This is a genomic window from Nonomuraea sp. KM90 (assembly GCF_052246675.1).
In the GTDB taxonomy this organism is placed as follows: domain Bacteria; phylum Actinomycetota; class Actinomycetes; order Streptosporangiales; family Streptosporangiaceae; genus Nonomuraea.
In genome coordinates, this window is record NZ_JBQQCB010000013.1 from 23,405 (window position 1) to 39,396 (window position 15,992).

18 protein-coding genes are annotated in these 15,992 nt (G+C 71.5%); 12 read left to right on the forward strand and 6 right to left on the reverse strand.

All coding sequences use genetic code 11. The annotated features are described in order from the left end of the window. Positions 1-113 precede the first annotated feature (113 nt). The 12 genes from ACTWPW_RS16810 (at position 114) to ACTWPW_RS16865 (ending at position 10,480) form a co-directional block, all read left to right on the forward strand. Positions 114-782: a hypothetical protein gene (locus ACTWPW_RS16810; protein ID WP_375116288.1), complete on the forward strand. Its 669-nt coding sequence runs from the start codon at positions 114-116 to the stop codon at positions 780-782. 1 nt (position 783) lies between these two features. Further along, on the forward strand, positions 784-1,500 hold the full coding sequence (locus ACTWPW_RS16815) for a hypothetical protein (RefSeq protein WP_364127899.1): 717 nt from the start codon (positions 784-786) through the stop codon (positions 1,498-1,500). Further along, the gene (locus ACTWPW_RS16820) at positions 1,497-2,792 is read left to right on the forward strand and encodes a CpaF family protein (RefSeq protein WP_375116289.1); all 1,296 of its coding nucleotides are present in this window, start codon (positions 1,497-1,499) and stop codon (positions 2,790-2,792) included. Before ACTWPW_RS16815 ends, ACTWPW_RS16820 begins: the two co-directional genes overlap by 4 nt. 2 nt (positions 2,793-2,794) lie before the next feature. Beyond that, entirely contained in the window at positions 2,795-3,646 is an 852-nt protein-coding gene (locus ACTWPW_RS16825) for a type II secretion system F family protein (protein ID WP_375116290.1), read from the forward strand. 32 nt (positions 3,647-3,678) lie between these two features. Further along, positions 3,679-4,599 (forward strand): type II secretion system F family protein, encoded by a 921-nt coding sequence (locus ACTWPW_RS16830; RefSeq protein ID WP_375116291.1) that lies wholly within the window; start codon positions 3,679-3,681, stop codon positions 4,597-4,599. Next, positions 4,599-4,838, forward strand: coding sequence for a hypothetical protein (locus ACTWPW_RS16835; RefSeq protein ID WP_364127889.1), 240 nt, complete (start codon positions 4,599-4,601; stop codon positions 4,836-4,838). Before ACTWPW_RS16830 ends, ACTWPW_RS16835 begins: the two co-directional genes overlap by 1 nt. Then, positions 4,835-5,266 carry a TadE/TadG family type IV pilus assembly protein gene (locus ACTWPW_RS16840; protein WP_443169205.1) on the forward strand — a complete coding sequence of 144 codons (432 nt, stop codon included), beginning with the start codon at positions 4,835-4,837 and terminating at the stop codon, positions 5,264-5,266. The genes ACTWPW_RS16835 and ACTWPW_RS16840 overlap by 4 nt, the downstream gene beginning before the upstream one ends. Next, a complete protein-coding gene (locus ACTWPW_RS16845; RefSeq protein ID WP_364127884.1) occupies positions 5,263-5,649 on the forward strand; it encodes a TadE/TadG family type IV pilus assembly protein in 387 nt (128 codons plus the stop codon). The genes ACTWPW_RS16840 and ACTWPW_RS16845 overlap by 4 nt, the downstream gene beginning before the upstream one ends. Further along, entirely contained in the window at positions 5,646-6,062 is a 417-nt protein-coding gene (locus tag ACTWPW_RS16850) for a flp pilus-assembly TadE/G-like family protein (RefSeq protein WP_375116295.1), read from the forward strand. Before ACTWPW_RS16845 ends, ACTWPW_RS16850 begins: the two co-directional genes overlap by 4 nt. Before the next feature lie 97 nt (positions 6,063-6,159). Beyond that, positions 6,160-8,898 carry a BTAD domain-containing putative transcriptional regulator gene (locus ACTWPW_RS16855; protein WP_443169206.1) on the forward strand — a complete coding sequence of 913 codons (2,739 nt, stop codon included), beginning with the start codon at positions 6,160-6,162 and terminating at the stop codon, positions 8,896-8,898. Next, on the forward strand, positions 8,895-9,551 hold the full coding sequence (locus ACTWPW_RS16860; RefSeq protein WP_443169207.1) for a hypothetical protein: 657 nt from the start codon (positions 8,895-8,897) through the stop codon (positions 9,549-9,551). The genes ACTWPW_RS16855 and ACTWPW_RS16860 overlap by 4 nt, the downstream gene beginning before the upstream one ends. Beyond that, entirely contained in the window at positions 9,551-10,480 is a 930-nt protein-coding gene (locus tag ACTWPW_RS16865) for a hypothetical protein (protein WP_375116298.1), read from the forward strand. The genes ACTWPW_RS16860 and ACTWPW_RS16865 overlap by 1 nt, the downstream gene beginning before the upstream one ends. 329 nt (positions 10,481-10,809) lie before the next feature. Here the strand turns inward: ACTWPW_RS16865 and ACTWPW_RS16870 are convergent, their stop codons facing one another. The 6 genes from ACTWPW_RS16870 to ACTWPW_RS16895 all read right to left on the reverse strand — a co-directional run bounded on the left by ACTWPW_RS16870 (position 10,810) and on the right by ACTWPW_RS16895 (position 15,971). Then, positions 10,810-10,998: a hypothetical protein gene (locus ACTWPW_RS16870; RefSeq protein ID WP_443169208.1), complete on the reverse strand. Its 189-nt coding sequence runs from the start codon at positions 10,996-10,998 to the stop codon at positions 10,810-10,812. A gap of 112 nt (positions 10,999-11,110) precedes the next feature. After that, on the reverse strand, positions 11,111-11,623 hold the full coding sequence (locus ACTWPW_RS16875; protein WP_375116299.1) for a methylated-DNA--[protein]-cysteine S-methyltransferase: 513 nt from the start codon (positions 11,621-11,623) through the stop codon (positions 11,111-11,113). Continuing rightward, positions 11,620-13,029, reverse strand: coding sequence for an AlkA N-terminal domain-containing protein (locus tag ACTWPW_RS16880; RefSeq protein ID WP_443169209.1), 1,410 nt, complete (start codon positions 13,027-13,029; stop codon positions 11,620-11,622). Before ACTWPW_RS16880 ends, ACTWPW_RS16875 begins: the two co-directional genes overlap by 4 nt. Positions 13,030-13,126: 97 nt before the next feature. Beyond that, positions 13,127-14,068, reverse strand: coding sequence for an NYN domain-containing protein (locus ACTWPW_RS16885; RefSeq protein WP_125632505.1), 942 nt, complete (start codon positions 14,066-14,068; stop codon positions 13,127-13,129). A gap of 107 nt (positions 14,069-14,175) precedes the next feature. Further along, positions 14,176-14,385, reverse strand: coding sequence for an acyl-CoA carboxylase subunit epsilon (locus ACTWPW_RS16890; RefSeq protein WP_443169210.1), 210 nt, complete (start codon positions 14,383-14,385; stop codon positions 14,176-14,178). After that, on the reverse strand, positions 14,382-15,971 hold the full coding sequence (locus tag ACTWPW_RS16895; protein WP_375116302.1) for an acyl-CoA carboxylase subunit beta: 1,590 nt from the start codon (positions 15,969-15,971) through the stop codon (positions 14,382-14,384). Before ACTWPW_RS16895 ends, ACTWPW_RS16890 begins: the two co-directional genes overlap by 4 nt. Positions 15,972-15,992 lie beyond the last annotated feature (21 nt).

A 15,992-nucleotide genomic window follows, 5' to 3' on the forward strand; every position in this document is an offset into this window, starting at 1 on the left:
GACATCATGTCACCTGCGAAACAAGCATGGGTCCCCGAATTCCGCCTACAGGCTCGGACCGAGCGCCACATAATGGCGTGAATTCCGCAATTCACTTCGGGAGCCCCCCACCCATGAGGACCAGTGAAAAGCCTGCCGCCAACGCGGCGGCGGGGTTGTCCGGCCCGGCCTCGCGCAAGCTCCCCGTGCCACCCAGGGAACGCAAGCCCGCGCTGGCCGCGCTGGCCGTGCTGCTCATCCTCGGCGGCGCGCTGGCCACGACCCTGCTCGTCCTGCGCAGCGGCGACCGCATCTCCGCGATCCGCGTCACCCAGCAGATCGGCGCAGGTCAGAAGTTCACCCAGCAGGCGATCGAGGAAGTGAAGATCGCCGACACGGGCGTCGAGTTCGTCTCCTGGTCGCAGCGGGCGCAGGTGCTCGAAAGCTTCGCAACCGTCACCCTCCTCCCCGGCACCCTCCTGACCAACCAGATGGGCGTGCGGGCCAGCAGCGAGCTGGGGCCGGGAAAGGCCACGGTCGGGCTCGCGCTCAAGCCGGGGCAAATGCCGGCGGGCGTGCAGGAGGGCGACCGGGTGCAGGTGATATTCGTACCGAGCCGGTCGAGTCAGGGAGAAAGCCGCGTACTCGCCGCGAAAGCGCTGGTCTTCGCCGTGGGTGACAGGTCGAGAACGGGAAATTCCGGCCAGATCACCGTGGTCGTCGATTCGGCGGCGGCGCCGGAAATAGTGGCCTCCGCTTCCAGCGGGGAGATCGCGGTGGCCGAGCTGCCGGGGGAACGCTGACGTGGCGCTGATCGTCCTGGCCGCCGACAAGGGCGCGCCGGGGGTGACCACCGCCGCCACGGCCCTGGCGGCGGTCTGGCCGCGTCCGGTGCTGCTGGCCGAATGCGACCCGGCGGGCGGCGACCTCGCCTACCGGCTGCCCGCGGCCGGCGGCGGGGTGCTGAACCCCGGCCGCGGCCTGCTCACGCTGGGCGCCACCGCGCGCCGCGGGCTCGAACCGGCGCAGATCCACCAGCACACGCAGAAGATCATCGGCGGCCTCGACGTGCTGGCCGGGCTCACGCACGGCGAGCAGGCGGCCGGGCTCACCTGGATGTGGGGCCCGCTGGGCAGGGTGCTGGCCGCCATCCCGAACGCCGACGTGATCGCCGACTGCGGCCGCCTGGGCGCACACCCGCAGATCGGTGACCTGATCGCCGAGGCCGAGCAGGTCGTGCTGCTCACCAGGGCCACCCTCGACCACGTGGCCCACCTGCGCGAGCGCCTGCAGATCACCAAGGCACACGGCGTGGTCGTGATCGCCGACCCGCGCAACTACCGGGGCTCGATCGAGGACGTACGCAGGATCGTCGGCCCTAGCGTCCAGTTCGTGCACGGCCTGGCGTACGACCCCAAGGGCGCCGAGCTCCTGCGCGGCCAGTGGGGCGGCCGCCTCGACCGATCGCTCCTCATCCGTACGGCCAGGGACCTGGCGGCGAGGCTGGTGAGCCACCGATGATCGACCACTCTCTCGTCAAGCGCTTCCGCCAGGAGGTCGGCGACCGCCTGGCCCACCAGCGCCGGCTCGACCAGGCCAACGGCCTGCCCCCGATGAGCGGGGAGGACGAGCGCCAGTTCGCCAGGGCGCTGATCTCCCAGGTGCTGGAGGAGCACGCCCGCAGCGAGATCGGCCTCGGCCGCACCCCGCCCACCGTGGAGGAGGAGGAGGCGCTCGCGGCGGGCATCCACGCGGCGCTGTTCGGGGTGGGCCGGCTGCAGCCGCTGCTCGACGACGCCCAGGTCGAGAACATCGACATCAACGGCTGCGACAAGGTGTTCGTCAGCTACGCCGACGGCCAGGAGCTCATGCAGGACCCGGTCGCCGACTCCGACGACGAGCTGATCGAGCTGATCCAGATCCTGGCCGCGTACTCGGGGTTGTCGAGCAGGCCGTTCGACACCGCCAACCCCCAGCTCGACCTGCGCCTGCCGGACGGCTCCCGGCTGAGCGCGGTCATGGACGTCACGGTCCGGCCGGCCGTCTCGATCCGCCGCGCCCGCCTGGGCAAGGTGTTCATGTCCGATCTCGTAGGCAACGGCACGATAAGTCCGGACGTCGGGCGCTTCCTGGCCGCCGCCGTCGCCGCCCGCAAGAACATCATGATCGCCGGCTCCACCAACGCCGGGAAGACCACCCTGCTGCGCGCCCTGGCCAACGAGATCCCGCCCAACGAGCGCCTCATCACCGTCGAGCGCGCGCTGGAGCTCGGCCTCGACCAGTTCCCCGAGCTCCACCCCAACGTGGTCGCCTTCGAGCAGCGGCTGCCCAACTCCGAGGGCCAGGGCGAGATCTCCATGGCCGAGCTCGTCAGGCGCTCGCTCCGGATGAACCCCAGCCGCGTCATCGTCGGCGAGGTCCTCGGCGACGAGATCGTCACCATGCTCAACGCGATGACGCAGGGCAACGACGGCTCCCTGTCGACCATCCACGCCAACTCCAGCATGGAGGTCTTCAACCGCATCGCCACCTACGCCCTGCAGGCCAGCGAGCGCCTGCCCATCGACGCCACCCACATGCTCATCGCGGGCGCCATCGACTTCGTGGTCTTCATCGAGAAGCGCAACGACTATCACGTCGGCGGCACCCTGCGCCGCTACGTCTCCAGCATCCGCGAGGTCAACGGCTGCGACGGCCGCGTCCTGTCCAGCGAGGTGTTCGTGCCCGGTCCCGACGGCACCGCCCTCCCGCACGCGCCGGTCTCCTGCCTGGAGGAGCTCGCCGCCCACGGCTACACCCCGGGGGGCTGGTAGCGATGCCGTTCACGTTCGACCCGCTGGCGCTGCTGTCCGGCGCGGTGGCGGGGGGCGGCCTGTTCCTGCTCGTCCTCTCCCTGTACGGCCTGCGCCCCCGCCCGACCCGGCCCAGACGCCACCTGATCAAGATGCTGACCACCCGCGCCGCGGTGGCCGCCGTGGCCGCCACCATGGTCCTGATCATCACCGGCTGGCCGGTCGTGGCGGTCGGCACGGTGCTGCTCGTGTTCGCCTGGCGCGGCCTGGCGGGCGGCGCCGCCGAGGAGCGCGCCGCCATGCACCGCCTGGAAGGGCTGGCCGCCTGGACGGAGTCGCTGCGCGACACGATCGCCGGCGCCGCCGGGCTCGAACAGGCCATCCCGTCGTCGATCAGGGCCGCCGCGCCCACGCTCAGGCCGCACCTGCGGGCCATGATCGACCGGCTGCACACCAGGATGGCACTGCCGGAGGCGCTCGCCCGCTTCGCCGACGAGCTCGACGACCCCTCGGCCGACCTCGTGGTGGCCGCGCTCATCCTCAACTCCAAGCTGCGCGGCCCCGGCCTGCGCGACGTGCTGGGCGCGCTGGCCGTCTCGGCCCGCGAGGAGCTCGACATGCGCCGCCGCGTCGAGGCCGAGCGCCGCTCCACCAGGCGCAGCGTGCAGATCGTGGTGATCACCGCGCTCGTCTTCGCCGGGATCCTCGTGCTGTTCAACCCCTCCTACGTCGCCGAGTACGAGGGCTTCCTCGGCCAGGCCGTGCTGGTGGTCGTGGCGGGGCTGTTCGGGGCCGGGTTCGCCTGGATGCGGCGGCTGGCCAGGTTCGACAAGCCCACGCGGCTGCTCATGGGAGGAGGCGGCGGCAATGGCTGAGGTCGTGCCGGTCCCGGCGAGAGGACGCGGCGATGGTTGAGGGCGCGCTGGCCGGCGCCGTGCTCGGGCTCGGCCTGTTCGTACTGCTGCGGGCGCTCTTCCCGGCGCGCCCCGGGCTGGTGGCGCGGCTGCTCGCGCTCGACGCCGTACGCGAGGACGCGGGCGCCCCCCGCATCCAGCTCGTGCTGCCCGACGAGGAGGTCAGCGCGTTCCGCCGCGGTCTCGGCGCCCGGCTGGCCCGCCTGTACGGCGCCCGCGGCTGGGAGGCCAGGTCGGTCAAGGCGGACCTGGCCCTGGTCGGCCGCTCGTTCGAGGCGTTCCTGGCCACCAAGGTGCTGCTGGCGGCCAGCGGCCTGCTCGCCTTCCCGCTGCTGCTCGCCTGGCTGGTGCTCATGGAGTGGGGCACCTCCCTGGCCATCCCGTTCTGGGCCGCCGTGCTCGTGGCCATCGTCTTCTTCTTCCTGCCGGACCTGCAGGTGAAGAAGGACGCCGCGGCCAAGCGGCGCGACTTCCGCCACGTCGTCGGCGCCTTCCTCGACCTGGTCTCCATGAACCTGGCCGGCGGCCGGGGCGTGCCCGAGGCCCTGATGATGGCCGTCTCGGTCAGCGGCGAGCAGCCCAACTGGGCGATGGGCCGCATCCGCGACGCCCTGAGAGGCGCCCGGATCGTCGGCATCACGCCGTGGCAGGCGCTCGGCCAGCTCGGCGAGGAGATCAACGTCGACGAGCTGCGCGACCTGTCCGCCGCGCTCGGCCTGGTGGCGGATGACGGCGCGAAAGTACGCGCCTCGCTCACCGCCAGGGCCGCCACGCTGCGCCGCCGCGAGCTGGCCGAGATCGAGGGCCGGGCGGGCGAGCGTTCCCAGTCGATGCTGGTGGCCCAGCTCCTGCTCTGCGCCGGTTTCGTGATTTTTCTCAGTTTTCCCGCCGCTATGAAGATGTTGGGGGTCTGATGAACCATCCCTGGATCGTTTACCTCACCGCGTACCTGGGCGACCGCGTGCACCGTGCCCGCACGGCACCCACCCGGGGCGCCTCCGCCGTCGAATGGGTGATCATCACCGCCATCATCGCCGGTGTCGCCCTGGGCCTGGCCACCTTGATCAAAACCCTGGTCGAACAGCAGCAGAGCAACCTCCAGGACACCTTCGGGGGTGGCGGTGGCGGCGACGGCGGTGGTGGCACTCCGTGAGAGTCCGGCCGCGACGGGACGAGCGCGGCGTGACGGTGATCGAGCTGGCCCTGCTCATGCCGGTCATCCTCGCGACCGTGCTGCTCATCGTGCAGGTCGCCCTCTGGTTCCACGCCCGGCAGGTCGCGGAGGCGGCGGCCAGGGAGGGCGCCCGCGTGGCCAGGGCCGCCCCGTTCGACTCGGGCGACTGGGAGGGCGCGGCCGCCGGGAAGGCCACCGAGATCGTCCGTACCATCGGCCCCCGGCTGCTGCGGGAGGCCACCGCCACGACGTCCGAGAAGGAGCCCGGCGAGCGTTTCGTCACGGTGACCGGCAGCGCCGTACAGGTCATCCCGCTGCTGCCCGACCTGGCCTTCACGATCACCGCCACCGCGGGCGGCCCCGTCGAGTGCTTCCGCCCCGACAACGGCGGCGAGGACTGCGTATGAACGAGCGGGGCTCGATGGCGGTGGAGACGGTCATGCTGGCCCCTGTCTTCCTGCTGTTCCTCATGTTCCTGGCCGGGGCCGGGGTGCTGGTGGAGTCGCAGGGACGGGTCAACGGGGCGGCGCGCGACGCCGCCCGGGCCGCGTCCGTGCAGCGCTCGCTCGACGAGGCCGAGGCCGCCGCCGAGGCGATCGCCACGGGCGTGCTCAAGGAGCCCTGCCGGTCCTCCTCCGTCTCCCTGGACGGGTCCGAATGGGAGCAGGGCGGCCAGGTCCAGGCCGAGGTGACGTGCGAGCTGGACCTGTCCTTCCTCGGATTCGGCGGCACCAAGCAGCTCACGGGGACGGCCGTGGTGCCGCTGGAGCAGTTCAGGAGGATCGAATGAGGACCGGCGAGCGGGGGTCCATGTCGGTGTTCACCGTGCTGTTCTCCGTGGTCGTGTTCCTGCTGGCCGGGCTGCTGGTGGACGGCGGGTCGGCGATCAACGCCCGGCTGCGCGCCGCCGACGTGGCCGAGCAGGCCGCCCGGGCCGGCGCCGACCAGCTCGACGTCGACCACCTCCGCCAGACGGGGCAGACGCGGCTGCTCGGCGAGGAGCAGGTGTGCGCCAGGGCCGACGAGATCGTCGCGGCCCAGGGCGGCGACGACGTGTCGCCCGGCGAGTGCTCGGTCGGCCAGGGCCAGGCGCAGGTGACGGTCACCGTGTCGGTGCGGTGGGAGGCGTTCTTCCTGAGCGCGATCGGTTTCCCCGGGTCCGAGATGACCGGCGAGGCCAGCGCCGTCCCCGAAGCGAGATAGCCGAACCGGGATGGCCGAACCGAGATAGACCGAATCCCGCCACTCGATGGATGCGGGACACACGAGCCACGACGCTGGACCGGGGAAGGGAGAGGCGATGCCGACGCGAGAGCCCGCGCGTCCACACGGACGTCACGTTCCCGTGCGCGTGCCGGCCAGGCGCAGCGCCGGCGACGTGCTGGCCGGGATCGGGGCGCTGGTCGTGCTGGTGGCGCTCGTGGGCGGCGTGCCGTACGCGCTGCTCACCTTCGTCGGGCCGCCGCTCGCGCCCGAGCTGCTCGACCTCGACGTGCTGACCAGCAACGTCGGCCCGAGCACGATGATCGCCGTGCTCGTGCTGCTGGTGTGGATCGCCTGGTTCCAGCTCTTCGTGTGCGTGCTGGTCGAGGTGTACGCCGGGGTCCGCCGGGTGGGCATGCCCGCCCGCGTGCCGATGTCCGGCGGCATGCAGTTCCTGGCCAACAAGCTCGTCTCGGCCGCGCTGCTGCTGTTCACGGCCGGGGCGATGGTGGCGCCGATCGCGAGGCTGGCGCCCACGCCGGCCGCCCCCCCGGTGACGGCGGTCGCGTACTCGGCGCCGCTCGTCGAGCAGACGCTGGAGACGCAGAAGACCAAGAAGGTGTACGTGGTGCAGCCGCCGCACGGGCGCCACCACGAGAGCCTGTGGGAGATCGCCGAGAAGTGCCTGGGAGACGGCCGCCGATATCCCGAGATCTACCGGCTCAATCAGGCGAAGGAACAGCCGGACGGCAGCCGGCTCAGGATGGCCGACCTGATCAGGCCCGGCTGGGTGCTCGACATGCCGGACGACGCCAGGAACGTGCACATCGTCCCCGCCGACCAGCCCCGCCAGCAGACCCTGCGCGAGCACCCGGGCCGGGCACACGTGGACCGCGACTCCAAGGCCGACACCGAGAAGCGGCAGACTCCCGAGAGAGGCGAGGGCAAGCACCGCCAGCCGGACCAGCAGGGTGACACCCGGGCCGACCGCCAGGAGCGCCAGGAGCGCCAGGACTCGCGCGACCAGGAGACCGTCATCCGCGAGAGCCAGGACGGCGACCTGACCGGCTACCTCGCCGCCGCCTCCCTGGCCGCCGCGGGGTTGCTGCTCGTGCTGGCCAGGCGGCGCCGCGAGCAGCTCTGGCGGCGGATGTTCGGCCGCCGGATCGTCCGCCCCCGCGACGACGCCGCCCAGGCCGAGGTCGCGCTCCGGCTGGGCGGCGACGCGCCCGGGGCCCGCGTGCTGGACGTCGGGCTGCGCGTGCTCGGCGCCGAGCTCGCCGCCCAGCGCCGCACGCCGCCCACCGTGTACGGGGCACATCTGTCCGCGCGCACCCTCGACCTGTGGATCCACCCGCCGGACGCGGACCCGCCGGCCCCCTGGACGGCGGCGGACGGCGGCCAGATCTGGCGGCTGCCCGCCCACGAGGGCCGCCTGCTCCCGGACCACGGACAGCAGGGCGGGGCACCGTACCCGGGGCTGGTCTCCATCGGCACCGACGCCGGCGGGCGCGTGCTGATCGACCTGGAGGCGGCGCAGGGCCTGATCAACGTGCGCGGCCCGCAGACCACCGCCGCGCTGGCCGCCCTCGCCGTCGAGCTGGCCACGAACCGCTGGTCCGACCGCATGCGCATCACGCTCGTCGGCTTCGGCGAGGAGCTGACCGCGATCGCGCCCGGCCGGATCAGGGCGGTCGGCAGCCTCGCCGAGGTGCTGCCCGAGCTGGAGGCGAGCGCCGCGCCGCGCCGGGAGGTGCTGACCGGCCGCATCACCGGCAGCCCGCGCGGCGCCCACTACCTGCTGTCCTCGGTCGCGCCCACGCACGAGGAGGCCCGCCGCCTGGCGCTGCTGGCCCGCCACGACACCGCCGGATACGTGCTGGCGGGCGAGGTCCCGCACGCCACCTGGACCCTGGAGATCAGCGAGGACGGCAAGGCCAGGCTCGCCGAGCTGGGCTTCGAGGTGGAGGCCCAGCTCCTGCCGCGCCGCCACTACCGCGCGCTGATCGACCTCTTCCGCACGGCCGACCGCCTCGAAGGCGAGGTCATCCCGGAGGCCGAGCCGCTGGCCGGGCTGCACCCGCCCGCCGTGGAGATCAGGATCCTCGGCCCGGTCGAGATCGTCGGCCTGCCCGCCCTGGAGGAGGGGCGGATGGAGCTGGCCACCGAGCTGCTGGTCTACCTGTCCACGCACGTGGGCGGCGTCCATCCCGTGGTGCTCGGGGGCGTGCTGTGGCCGCGCGGCGTGCAGGACATGGTCAGGGACGCCACCATCGCCAGGGTCGCCGAGTGGCTGGGGCCCGAGCACCTGCTCACCGACGAGGCCGGCCGGCTGCGGCTGGGGCCCGACGTGCGTACGGACTGGGCGCTGTTCCGCGAGCTCGTCCGCCGCTCCCACGGCGACCCCACGGCCAGGGCCGTCCTGCTGGAGAAGGCACTCGGCCTCGTACGCGGCCCGCTGCTGGCCGCCCGCCGCCCCGGCCGGTACGCCTGGCTGGCGGCCGACGACCTGGAGTACGACGTCACCGCCGCCGTGGCCGACGCCGCGCACCAGCTCTGCGAGCTCCGGCTCGCGAACGGCCAGCCGGACGCCGCCGTGGCCGCCGTGCGCGCGGCGCTGCTGCTGGCGCCCGACGACGAGGGACTCTGGCGCGACCTGCTACGGGCCACGCACGCCACCGAGGACATCGTGCGCCTGCGTGCCGTCGTCGAGGGGCTGACCCGCCGGGCGGCCTCGCACCCGTACGGGGGCGGGATGGCCCCCGAGACCGAGGCGTTGATCGAGGAACTGCTGCCTACGTGGCGCATCCATGTGGTGAGGGAGTCGTCGGCATGAGACGTGCGGCGATGGTGGCGCTGACCCTGCTCCCCATGACGGGGCTGCTCATGACGGGTTGCGCGCCGCCCGAACGGCCGTACCGGCCGCAGGAGGGCGTCACCACGGCCCCCTCCCCGTCCGGGACCACGAGCGCGCCCCGGACTGAGACCGGGAGCGAGACCGGGAACGAGCCGGCCCGCACGCCGGGCCCCGAGACGATCTCGATCGGCGGCGGCAAGCTCCGGGTGGACATCGACTGGCCCGCCGGCCGGGACCCGCTCATCGATCTCATGGCGGACTACTACGTGGCCTCCAGGAAGGCGCTCGTCTCGGGAAGCGATCGATACCTGAAAGGTCTGGATCTCGAACTGACCGGCGTCCGCGAAGCGTACGACTGGGTGCACGGCTACACCGAGAAGGAGAAGACGGTGAAAGGCGCGACCCGGCTCTACGACCTGCGGGTAGCCGCGGTGATGGACAAGGGCGCGCAGGTCAACGCATGTGTGGACGAGACAGGCGCGCGCGTGGTCTCCACACGTACCGGCAAGGCGGTCGCGCCCCAGCCCTTGTGGGTGCGCGCTCCGTACCTCCAGGTCCTGCTCGCGCACCGCGGTGACGACGGTGTCTGGCGGATCAGGGGATTTCGCTACGACTTGAAGGGGTGCACCTGATGAAGGGCCTGATATCGATGGTCGTCGCGGGCACGTTGCTGGCCGGCGCCGCACCGGAACCGCCGAGCGGCGCCCCCATCGACGAGGGCAGGACGAAAGGCGTCGAGCTCTTCAACTCCAAGATCGTCATCTCCGGCGACGGCGCGCGGGGCGGCAAGGCCGACGGCTACGTGCTCAAGCGTCCCTGCTGGTACGAGCCCGGCCTGGACGCGAGCGAGATGCTCAAGTCGCAGGAGTCGCTGCGGGCGTACTGGTTCAGGTTCACCCCGAACCCCACCGAGGAGAAGTTCAAGGCGTTCCTCAAGCAGTTCCAGGACAAGATCGGCAAGGATGGGCGCTGGTGGGGGCCGGCGTACAACGCCTCCGATCCCAAGGGCGAGGCCTGCTTCTCCAGCCTCGACCCCTTCGTCTTCGTCCCGCCCGGCACCACGCCGCCGTCCGGGATCACGATCCAGGAGCTGGCCGAGATCGCCCGGGCCGCGCTGACCGTGCCCGAGCCGACCGTCAAGCTGAACCCCGACGCCAAGAGCTACGTGAACCTGCCGACCTGGGTCTGGCTCGACGGCATCGGCCAGCCGCGCAGGTCGGTGACCGCGACGATCCCCGGCGTCATGAGCGCGACCGTGGTGGCCACGCTGGAGGAGATCAAGATCGACCCGGGCACGTCCAAGGACCGGGCCGAGGTGCACGAGGAGGGCTGCGGGACGTCGGGCAAGCCGTACGTCAAGGGCGGTGCGTTCGCGTGCGGGGTGCGTTACCTGCGGTCCTCGATCGACCAGCCGCGCGAGACGTACACGCTGACCGTCACGACCGTGTGGCCGGTCGAGGTGGCGGGTGACGTGGTGCCGTTCCAGTTCGCGCCCGTCCAGCTGGAGACCACGCGGGACGTGCCGGTCGGCGAGATCCAGAGCAACGTCAAGCCCAGCTAGGCGATGACCGCGGCGAGCGGGGCCAGCTCCGACCTGCCGGGCCAGCACGTCGAGCACGGTGTATCCGCTCACGCTCAGGCCGTGCCCTCGTACCCTCCGGCCTCGCCCCGACGGGGGCGGCCTGTTGCGGGGTCCGGCCACGTTCCGCAGGGCCGGGATCCGGCCTGACCATCGACGCCGGCTTGGGCTGCACGGCCCCCGGCTGGACCGCCGCCCTCCTGGGGCTGGTGGGGCTGGGGGTCGCGGGAGCGGCCGGCCTCCAGGCCCGCCGCTCCCCGCCTGACCACCACCAGGGCCGGCCCGGCGGGATGCCGCGCCGGCCCCGCGGCTCAGCCGAACAGCTCGTCGATGCTGGTGGCGGTGGTGGCCTTGGTGATCCAGGTCTCGAGGGTCTCGTGGTCGGTGCAGGCGAGGGTGCGTTCCCGGGCCTCCTGCGGGACGGGCACGCCCCGCGCGTTGAGAACCATGACGATGGCCTTCGCCTCGACTTCCGCCTTGCCCCCGAACGGGAGGTGCATGAGGTCCTCGACGCCTACGGTCGAAGCTCGGCACGCTGATGTCCATCTCTCGATGAGGTACTCGTGTTGCCGCGTCGGCATGCCGAACGAATTACCGAAAGCAGTCGAGTCATTACCTGGGGTTGACGATAGCTCCGGATTCGTGGGCAAGGAGCCACTCTTTCACCGGTACGCCGTAGTAATATCCGCCATACCCCCCAGAGCTGGGCAGCACCCGATGGCACGGCACGAACGGTGCGATCAGGTTCTGGGCGCAGGCCGACCCCGCCGCCCGCGCCGCCGTCTTGGGAAGGCCCGCCCGCTCGGCCAGCTCCGCGTACGACACCGTCGTACCGGGCTTGACCTCCCGCAACGCCGCGTGGAGCCGCTTGCGGGTAGGGGTGCCGGGCTGCGAGACCGGGATGGCGTCCAGGGCGTCGAGGTCGCCGTCGAGGTAGGCGCGTACGGCCTCCGTGACCGGCCCGGGGTCGGTCACGACCTCCAGGCCCTCCGACTGCAGGGCCGGGGTGAGCCGGACGAACATCTCCGTGGGATCGGCGGTGAAACCGGCGGCGACCAGCACCCCTTCGCGGGTCAGCAGGGCGAGCGGGCCCACCGGCGTCGGTACGAGCTGGGCAGCGATCATGAGGAGCTCCAGAGGTGCAGGGCGGCGTACGCCCGCCACGGGCGCCACCGCTCGATGTGGTCTTGGGGGATGCCCAGGGCGGCCATGCGCTTGTTGAGCACGAGGTCGCCCGTGGGCCAGGCGTCGGGGTCGCGCAGCGCGCGCAGCGCGATGTAGCTGGCCGTCCACGGCCCGATGCCGGGCACCTCCAGCAGTTCGGCCACCGCCTCCGCCGGGTCCTGCCCGCCGTCCAGGTCGAGCCGGCCCTCGGCCAGGCGGACGGCCAGGTCCTTGAGCGTGTCGATCCTGCGGTTGGTCAGGCCGAGCCCGGTCAGGTCGGTCTCCGCGAGGTGGGCGGCGGTGGGGAAGAGGCCGCCGGGCGCGGCGGCCCTGGCGACGATGCGGCCGAGCAGCGTACGGGCCCCGGCCACCGAGATCTGCTGGCCCACGACCGCGCGCACGGCCAGCTCGAACCCGTCGAACGTCCCCGGCACCCGCAGCCCGGGCCGCGCCGCGATCAGCGGGCCGAGCGAGGTCTGGCCGAGGATCTCGGAGATGGCCTCCGGGTCGGCGTCGAGGTCGAGGAGGCGGCGGCAGCGGGCCACGACGCGGGCGAGCTGCCGGGTGTCTTCGACCGCCACGTCCAGGGCTATGTGGTCCCGTTGCGGTGTGAGCGTGATCGTCCCGCCCGGTACGGCTCTGGCGTACGATGCCCGGTCCGCCACCTCCAGCCCGGGAATCGCGCGAGAGGCGAGGAACGCGAACACCCCGTCCACGTCGTACGGCTCGCGCCGGTGCAGCCGCAACCGCAGCGTCGCGGGCCCGGCCGTCACCTCGGGGGCCTGGCGCGTTCGCGGCCCCGCCGTGGCGCGCAGCTCGCTGGGCGTGAAGCCGTACGTCTCCCGCATCGTCGCGTTGAACTGCCGCACGCTCCCGAACCCCGCCGCGAACGCCACCTCCGTCACCGGCAGCCCCGTCTCGGTCAGGAGCTGCTTGGCCAGCAGCAGCCGCTTCGTCCGGGCCACCGCCAGCGGCCCGACGCCCAGCTCGGCCACGAACAGCCGGTGCAGGTGGCGCTCGGTGATGTGCAGCCGCGTGGCCAGCCCGGCGACGCCCCGCTCGTCGGCCGCCCCGTCGTCGATGAGCCGCAGCGCCCGCCCGACGAGGTCGCCCCGCACGTCCCAGCCGGGATCGCCGGGCGACAGCTCGGGGCGGCAGCGCTTGCACGGCCGGAACCCGGCCGCCTCGGCCGACGCCGCGTGCCGGTAGAAGCGCACGTTGCGGGACGCGGGCGTACGGGCCGGGCAGATCGGACGGCAGTAGATACGGGTCGTCGTCACCGCGGTGTAGAAACGACCGTCGAACCGGGAGTCCCTGGCGGAGACGGCCCGGTAGCAGGAGTCGAAGTCCAGCTCTAGTGGTGACATGCCTCCGACAGTATGCGCTCCCCAAGGAGGACGACTGGCGGAAATCGGACGTCAACGTGACGCCGTACGGACCCCGGTGGACCCCGTACGGCGGCCGCTATTTCGACGAGACCCCGACCCCCAGGTCGAACTCCCGGTAGACCCGCGCCCAGAACCCGTCACGCAGCCAGACCCGCGCCTCCGGGTAGGGCCGCAGCGAGTGCCCGAGCTCCTTCTCCGCCTCGATCAGCAGCTCGGTGTCGATCACGGTGGGCAGGATCGGCCCCGGCAGCAGGTCGCGGATGTTGTCGCGGCCACGGGTGAGTATCCACTTCTGCGCCACGTGCTCGCCCACATCCTCCACGCGCGGCCGGCTCGGCCCGAGTTTGGCGACCTGTCCGGGCTTGGCGTGCGGTTTGACGGGTGCGCGCCCGGCGAAGACCTGGGCGGGCGAGGGGGCGGCGGCTGGTGGAGTGACCGGGACGGGCTGGGGTGCGCGGCTGAAAAAGGGCCTTAGGAAATCAGCGGAGATCACTTCGACGGTGTCGGACTCCCACACCAGGCGTTCGGCCTGGTTGGTGCCGTAAGGAGGCTCGACGCCCCAAAGGTGGATGCGGACGCCGTACGCCTGCGCCGCCTCGACCGCCGGGACCATGTCCTCGTCGCCCGCCAGCAGGATCGTGTCAGTGACCGCATGATGCCTGGCCAGGGCCTCCAGATCGCTCCGGATCTGCGCGTCCACGCCCTTCTGCTGGCCACGGGCGTTCAGGTTGCCAAGTCGCACCTTGACCCACGGAAGCTGGGCGATCACACGCTGGTCGACGGTCGGCACGCGGTCACGGGCTGCGTCATACCAATAGATCCGCAGAAGTTCGCCGGAAATACGTTCCTCTGCATGTTTCTGTAGACTCTGGATGAGCTCATCGGCGGCCACCCGATATTCCTTGCGCTCCTTCGCGCCGAGCAGCACTTCACCTGCCGCAGCGTACAGATAACCGACATCCACTAGGACGGCGTACTTGGCTGCCACAGGATGCGGCATGAGGTCTGGGATGGCCATGTCGTCCTCCAGGCCGCGGTGTTAGTTGATCGGCCGACTATATACGCCTACTTTCTCTAGATAGTCCCAACTCCCGGGGAACTTGACACCCGATTCGCAGGATCTATCTAGGGTAGTGCGCTCATCCGCCATGCCGACTTCCCTGGGGAGACAGGCTTACGCATACCTCTAGCCGGGTTTCGCCATGTTTGCCGTCGGGGGGTGCGAGGGGTCTCCGGTTCGGCCGGCGGGCTCCGGCGGATCGCGAACACGGCCACCAACGCGGCGATCTCCTCGGGCGTGGCGTCGCCCCGGACAATACGCAGGTCTGCCGTCATAGCGGGATGTTCCCATGCTTCTTCGGGGGGAGCGTCGCCCGCTTGTTCCGCAGGGCCCGCAGCGCCCGGACGACCTGGGGCCGCGTTTCGGACGGCCGGATCACGGCGTCCACGTAGCCGCGCTCCGCCGCGATGTACGGGTTGGCCAGTGTGTCCTCGTACTCGGTGACGAGCCTGGCCCGCTCGCCCTCCGGGTCGTCGGAGGCGGCCAGCTCGCGCCGGTAGAGGATGTTGACCGCGCCCTGTGCGCCCATGACCGCGATCTGGGCTGTGGGCCAGGCCAGGTTGACGTCCGCGCCGAGGTGCTTGGAGCCCATGACGTCGTACGCGCCGCCGTACGCCTTGCGGGTGATCACCGTGATCAGCGGGACGGTCGCCTCGGCGTAGGCGTACAGGAGCTTGGCGCCCCGGCGGATGATTCCGTTCCATTCCTGATCGGTGCCGGGAAGGAAACCCGGCACATCTACAAAAGTCAGGATAGGAATATTAAACGCATCACATGTTCGAATAAATCTGGCGGCCTTCTCGGATGCGTTGATATCCAGACATCCGGCGAAATGCATGGGCTGGTTGGCCACGATCCCCACCGGCTGGCCGTCCAGGCGGCCGTACCCGACCACGATGTTCGGCGCGAACAGCGCGTGGACCTCCAGGAACTCCCCGTCGTCCAGCACGTGCTCGATCACCTGGTGCATGTCGTACGGCTGGTTGGCCGAGTCGGGGATCAGCGCGTCGAGGTCGGGATCCGGCTCCAGGTCCGCGGCGGCCTCGAAGACCGGCGCCTCGTCCAGGTTGTTCGACGGCAGGTACGACAGCAGCGCCTTGACGTAGTCGAGCGCGTCCTCCTCGTCGGCGGCCTGGTAGTGCGCCACGCCCGACTTCGTGTTGTGCGTGTGGGCCCCGCCGAGCTCCTCGAACGTGACCTCCTCGCCGGTCACCGTCTTGATCACGTCGGGCCCGGTGATGAACATCTGCGACGTCTGGTCCACCATCACCACGAAGTCGGTCAGCGCGGGGGAGTAGACGTGTCCGCCGGCCGCGGCGCCCATGATGAGCGAGATCTGCGGGATCACCCCGGAGGCGTGCACGTTGCGCTTGAAGATCTCCGCGTACAGGCCGAGCGCGACCACGCCCTCCTGGATGCGCGCGCCGCCGCCCTCGTTGATGCCGATGATCGGGCAGCCGGTCTTGATCGCCAGGTCCAGGACTTTGACGATCTTCTCGCCGTACACCTCGCCGAGCGAGCCGCCGAACACCGTCACGTCCTGCGAGAACACGCACACCTGCCGGCCGTCGACCGTGCCGTGGCCGGTGATGACGCCGTCGCCGTACGGCCTGCGCTTCTCCAGCCCGAACATCGTGGACCGGTGCCTGGCGAACTCGTCGAACTCCACGAACGAGCCCTCGTCCAGCAGCGCCAGCACCCGCTCGCGAGCGGTCATCTTGCCCCTGGCGCGCTGCTTCTCCACGGCCGCGGCCGACCCGGCGTGCACGGCCTCGTCCAGCCGCCGTTCCAGATCGGCGATTTTCCCGGCGGTGGTGTGGATATCGGGCTTTTCCGGTATCGATTCCGCGGCAGCGCTCATGCGCGCAAGGCTAGTCGCTCC

Excerpts from the sequence above, each read along its gene's own strand:
- ACTWPW_RS16810 (WP_375116288.1), top strand. The coding sequence starts at position 114 with ATGAGGACCAGTGAAAAGCCTGCCGCCAACGCGGCGGCGGGGTTGTCC.
- ACTWPW_RS16820 (WP_375116289.1), top strand. The coding sequence starts at position 1,497 with ATGATCGACCACTCTCTCGTCAAGCGCTTCCGCCAGGAGGTCGGCGAC.
- ACTWPW_RS16825 (WP_375116290.1), top strand. The coding sequence starts at position 2,795 with ATGCCGTTCACGTTCGACCCGCTGGCGCTGCTGTCCGGCGCGGTGGCG.
- ACTWPW_RS16830 (WP_375116291.1), top strand. The coding sequence starts at position 3,679 with ATGGTTGAGGGCGCGCTGGCCGGCGCCGTGCTCGGGCTCGGCCTGTTC.
- ACTWPW_RS16835 (WP_364127889.1), top strand. The coding sequence starts at position 4,599 with ATGAACCATCCCTGGATCGTTTACCTCACCGCGTACCTGGGCGACCGC.
- ACTWPW_RS16845 (WP_364127884.1), top strand. The coding sequence starts at position 5,263 with ATGAACGAGCGGGGCTCGATGGCGGTGGAGACGGTCATGCTGGCCCCT.
- ACTWPW_RS16850 (WP_375116295.1), top strand. The coding sequence starts at position 5,646 with ATGAGGACCGGCGAGCGGGGGTCCATGTCGGTGTTCACCGTGCTGTTC.
- ACTWPW_RS16855 (WP_443169206.1), top strand. The coding sequence starts at position 6,160 with ATGCCGACGCGAGAGCCCGCGCGTCCACACGGACGTCACGTTCCCGTG.
- ACTWPW_RS16860 (WP_443169207.1), top strand. The coding sequence starts at position 8,895 with ATGAGACGTGCGGCGATGGTGGCGCTGACCCTGCTCCCCATGACGGGG.
- ACTWPW_RS16865 (WP_375116298.1), top strand. The coding sequence starts at position 9,551 with ATGAAGGGCCTGATATCGATGGTCGTCGCGGGCACGTTGCTGGCCGGC.
- ACTWPW_RS16870 (WP_443169208.1), bottom strand. The coding sequence starts at position 10,998 with ATGCACCTCCCGTTCGGGGGCAAGGCGGAAGTCGAGGCGAAGGCCATC.
- ACTWPW_RS16875 (WP_375116299.1), bottom strand. The coding sequence starts at position 11,623 with ATGATCGCTGCCCAGCTCGTACCGACGCCGGTGGGCCCGCTCGCCCTG.
- ACTWPW_RS16880 (WP_443169209.1), bottom strand. The coding sequence starts at position 13,029 with ATGTCACCACTAGAGCTGGACTTCGACTCCTGCTACCGGGCCGTCTCC.
- ACTWPW_RS16885 (WP_125632505.1), bottom strand. The coding sequence starts at position 14,068 with ATGGCCATCCCAGACCTCATGCCGCATCCTGTGGCAGCCAAGTACGCC.
- ACTWPW_RS16890 (WP_443169210.1), bottom strand. The coding sequence starts at position 14,385 with ATGACGGCAGACCTGCGTATTGTCCGGGGCGACGCCACGCCCGAGGAG.
- ACTWPW_RS16895 (WP_375116302.1), bottom strand. The coding sequence starts at position 15,971 with ATGAGCGCTGCCGCGGAATCGATACCGGAAAAGCCCGATATCCACACC.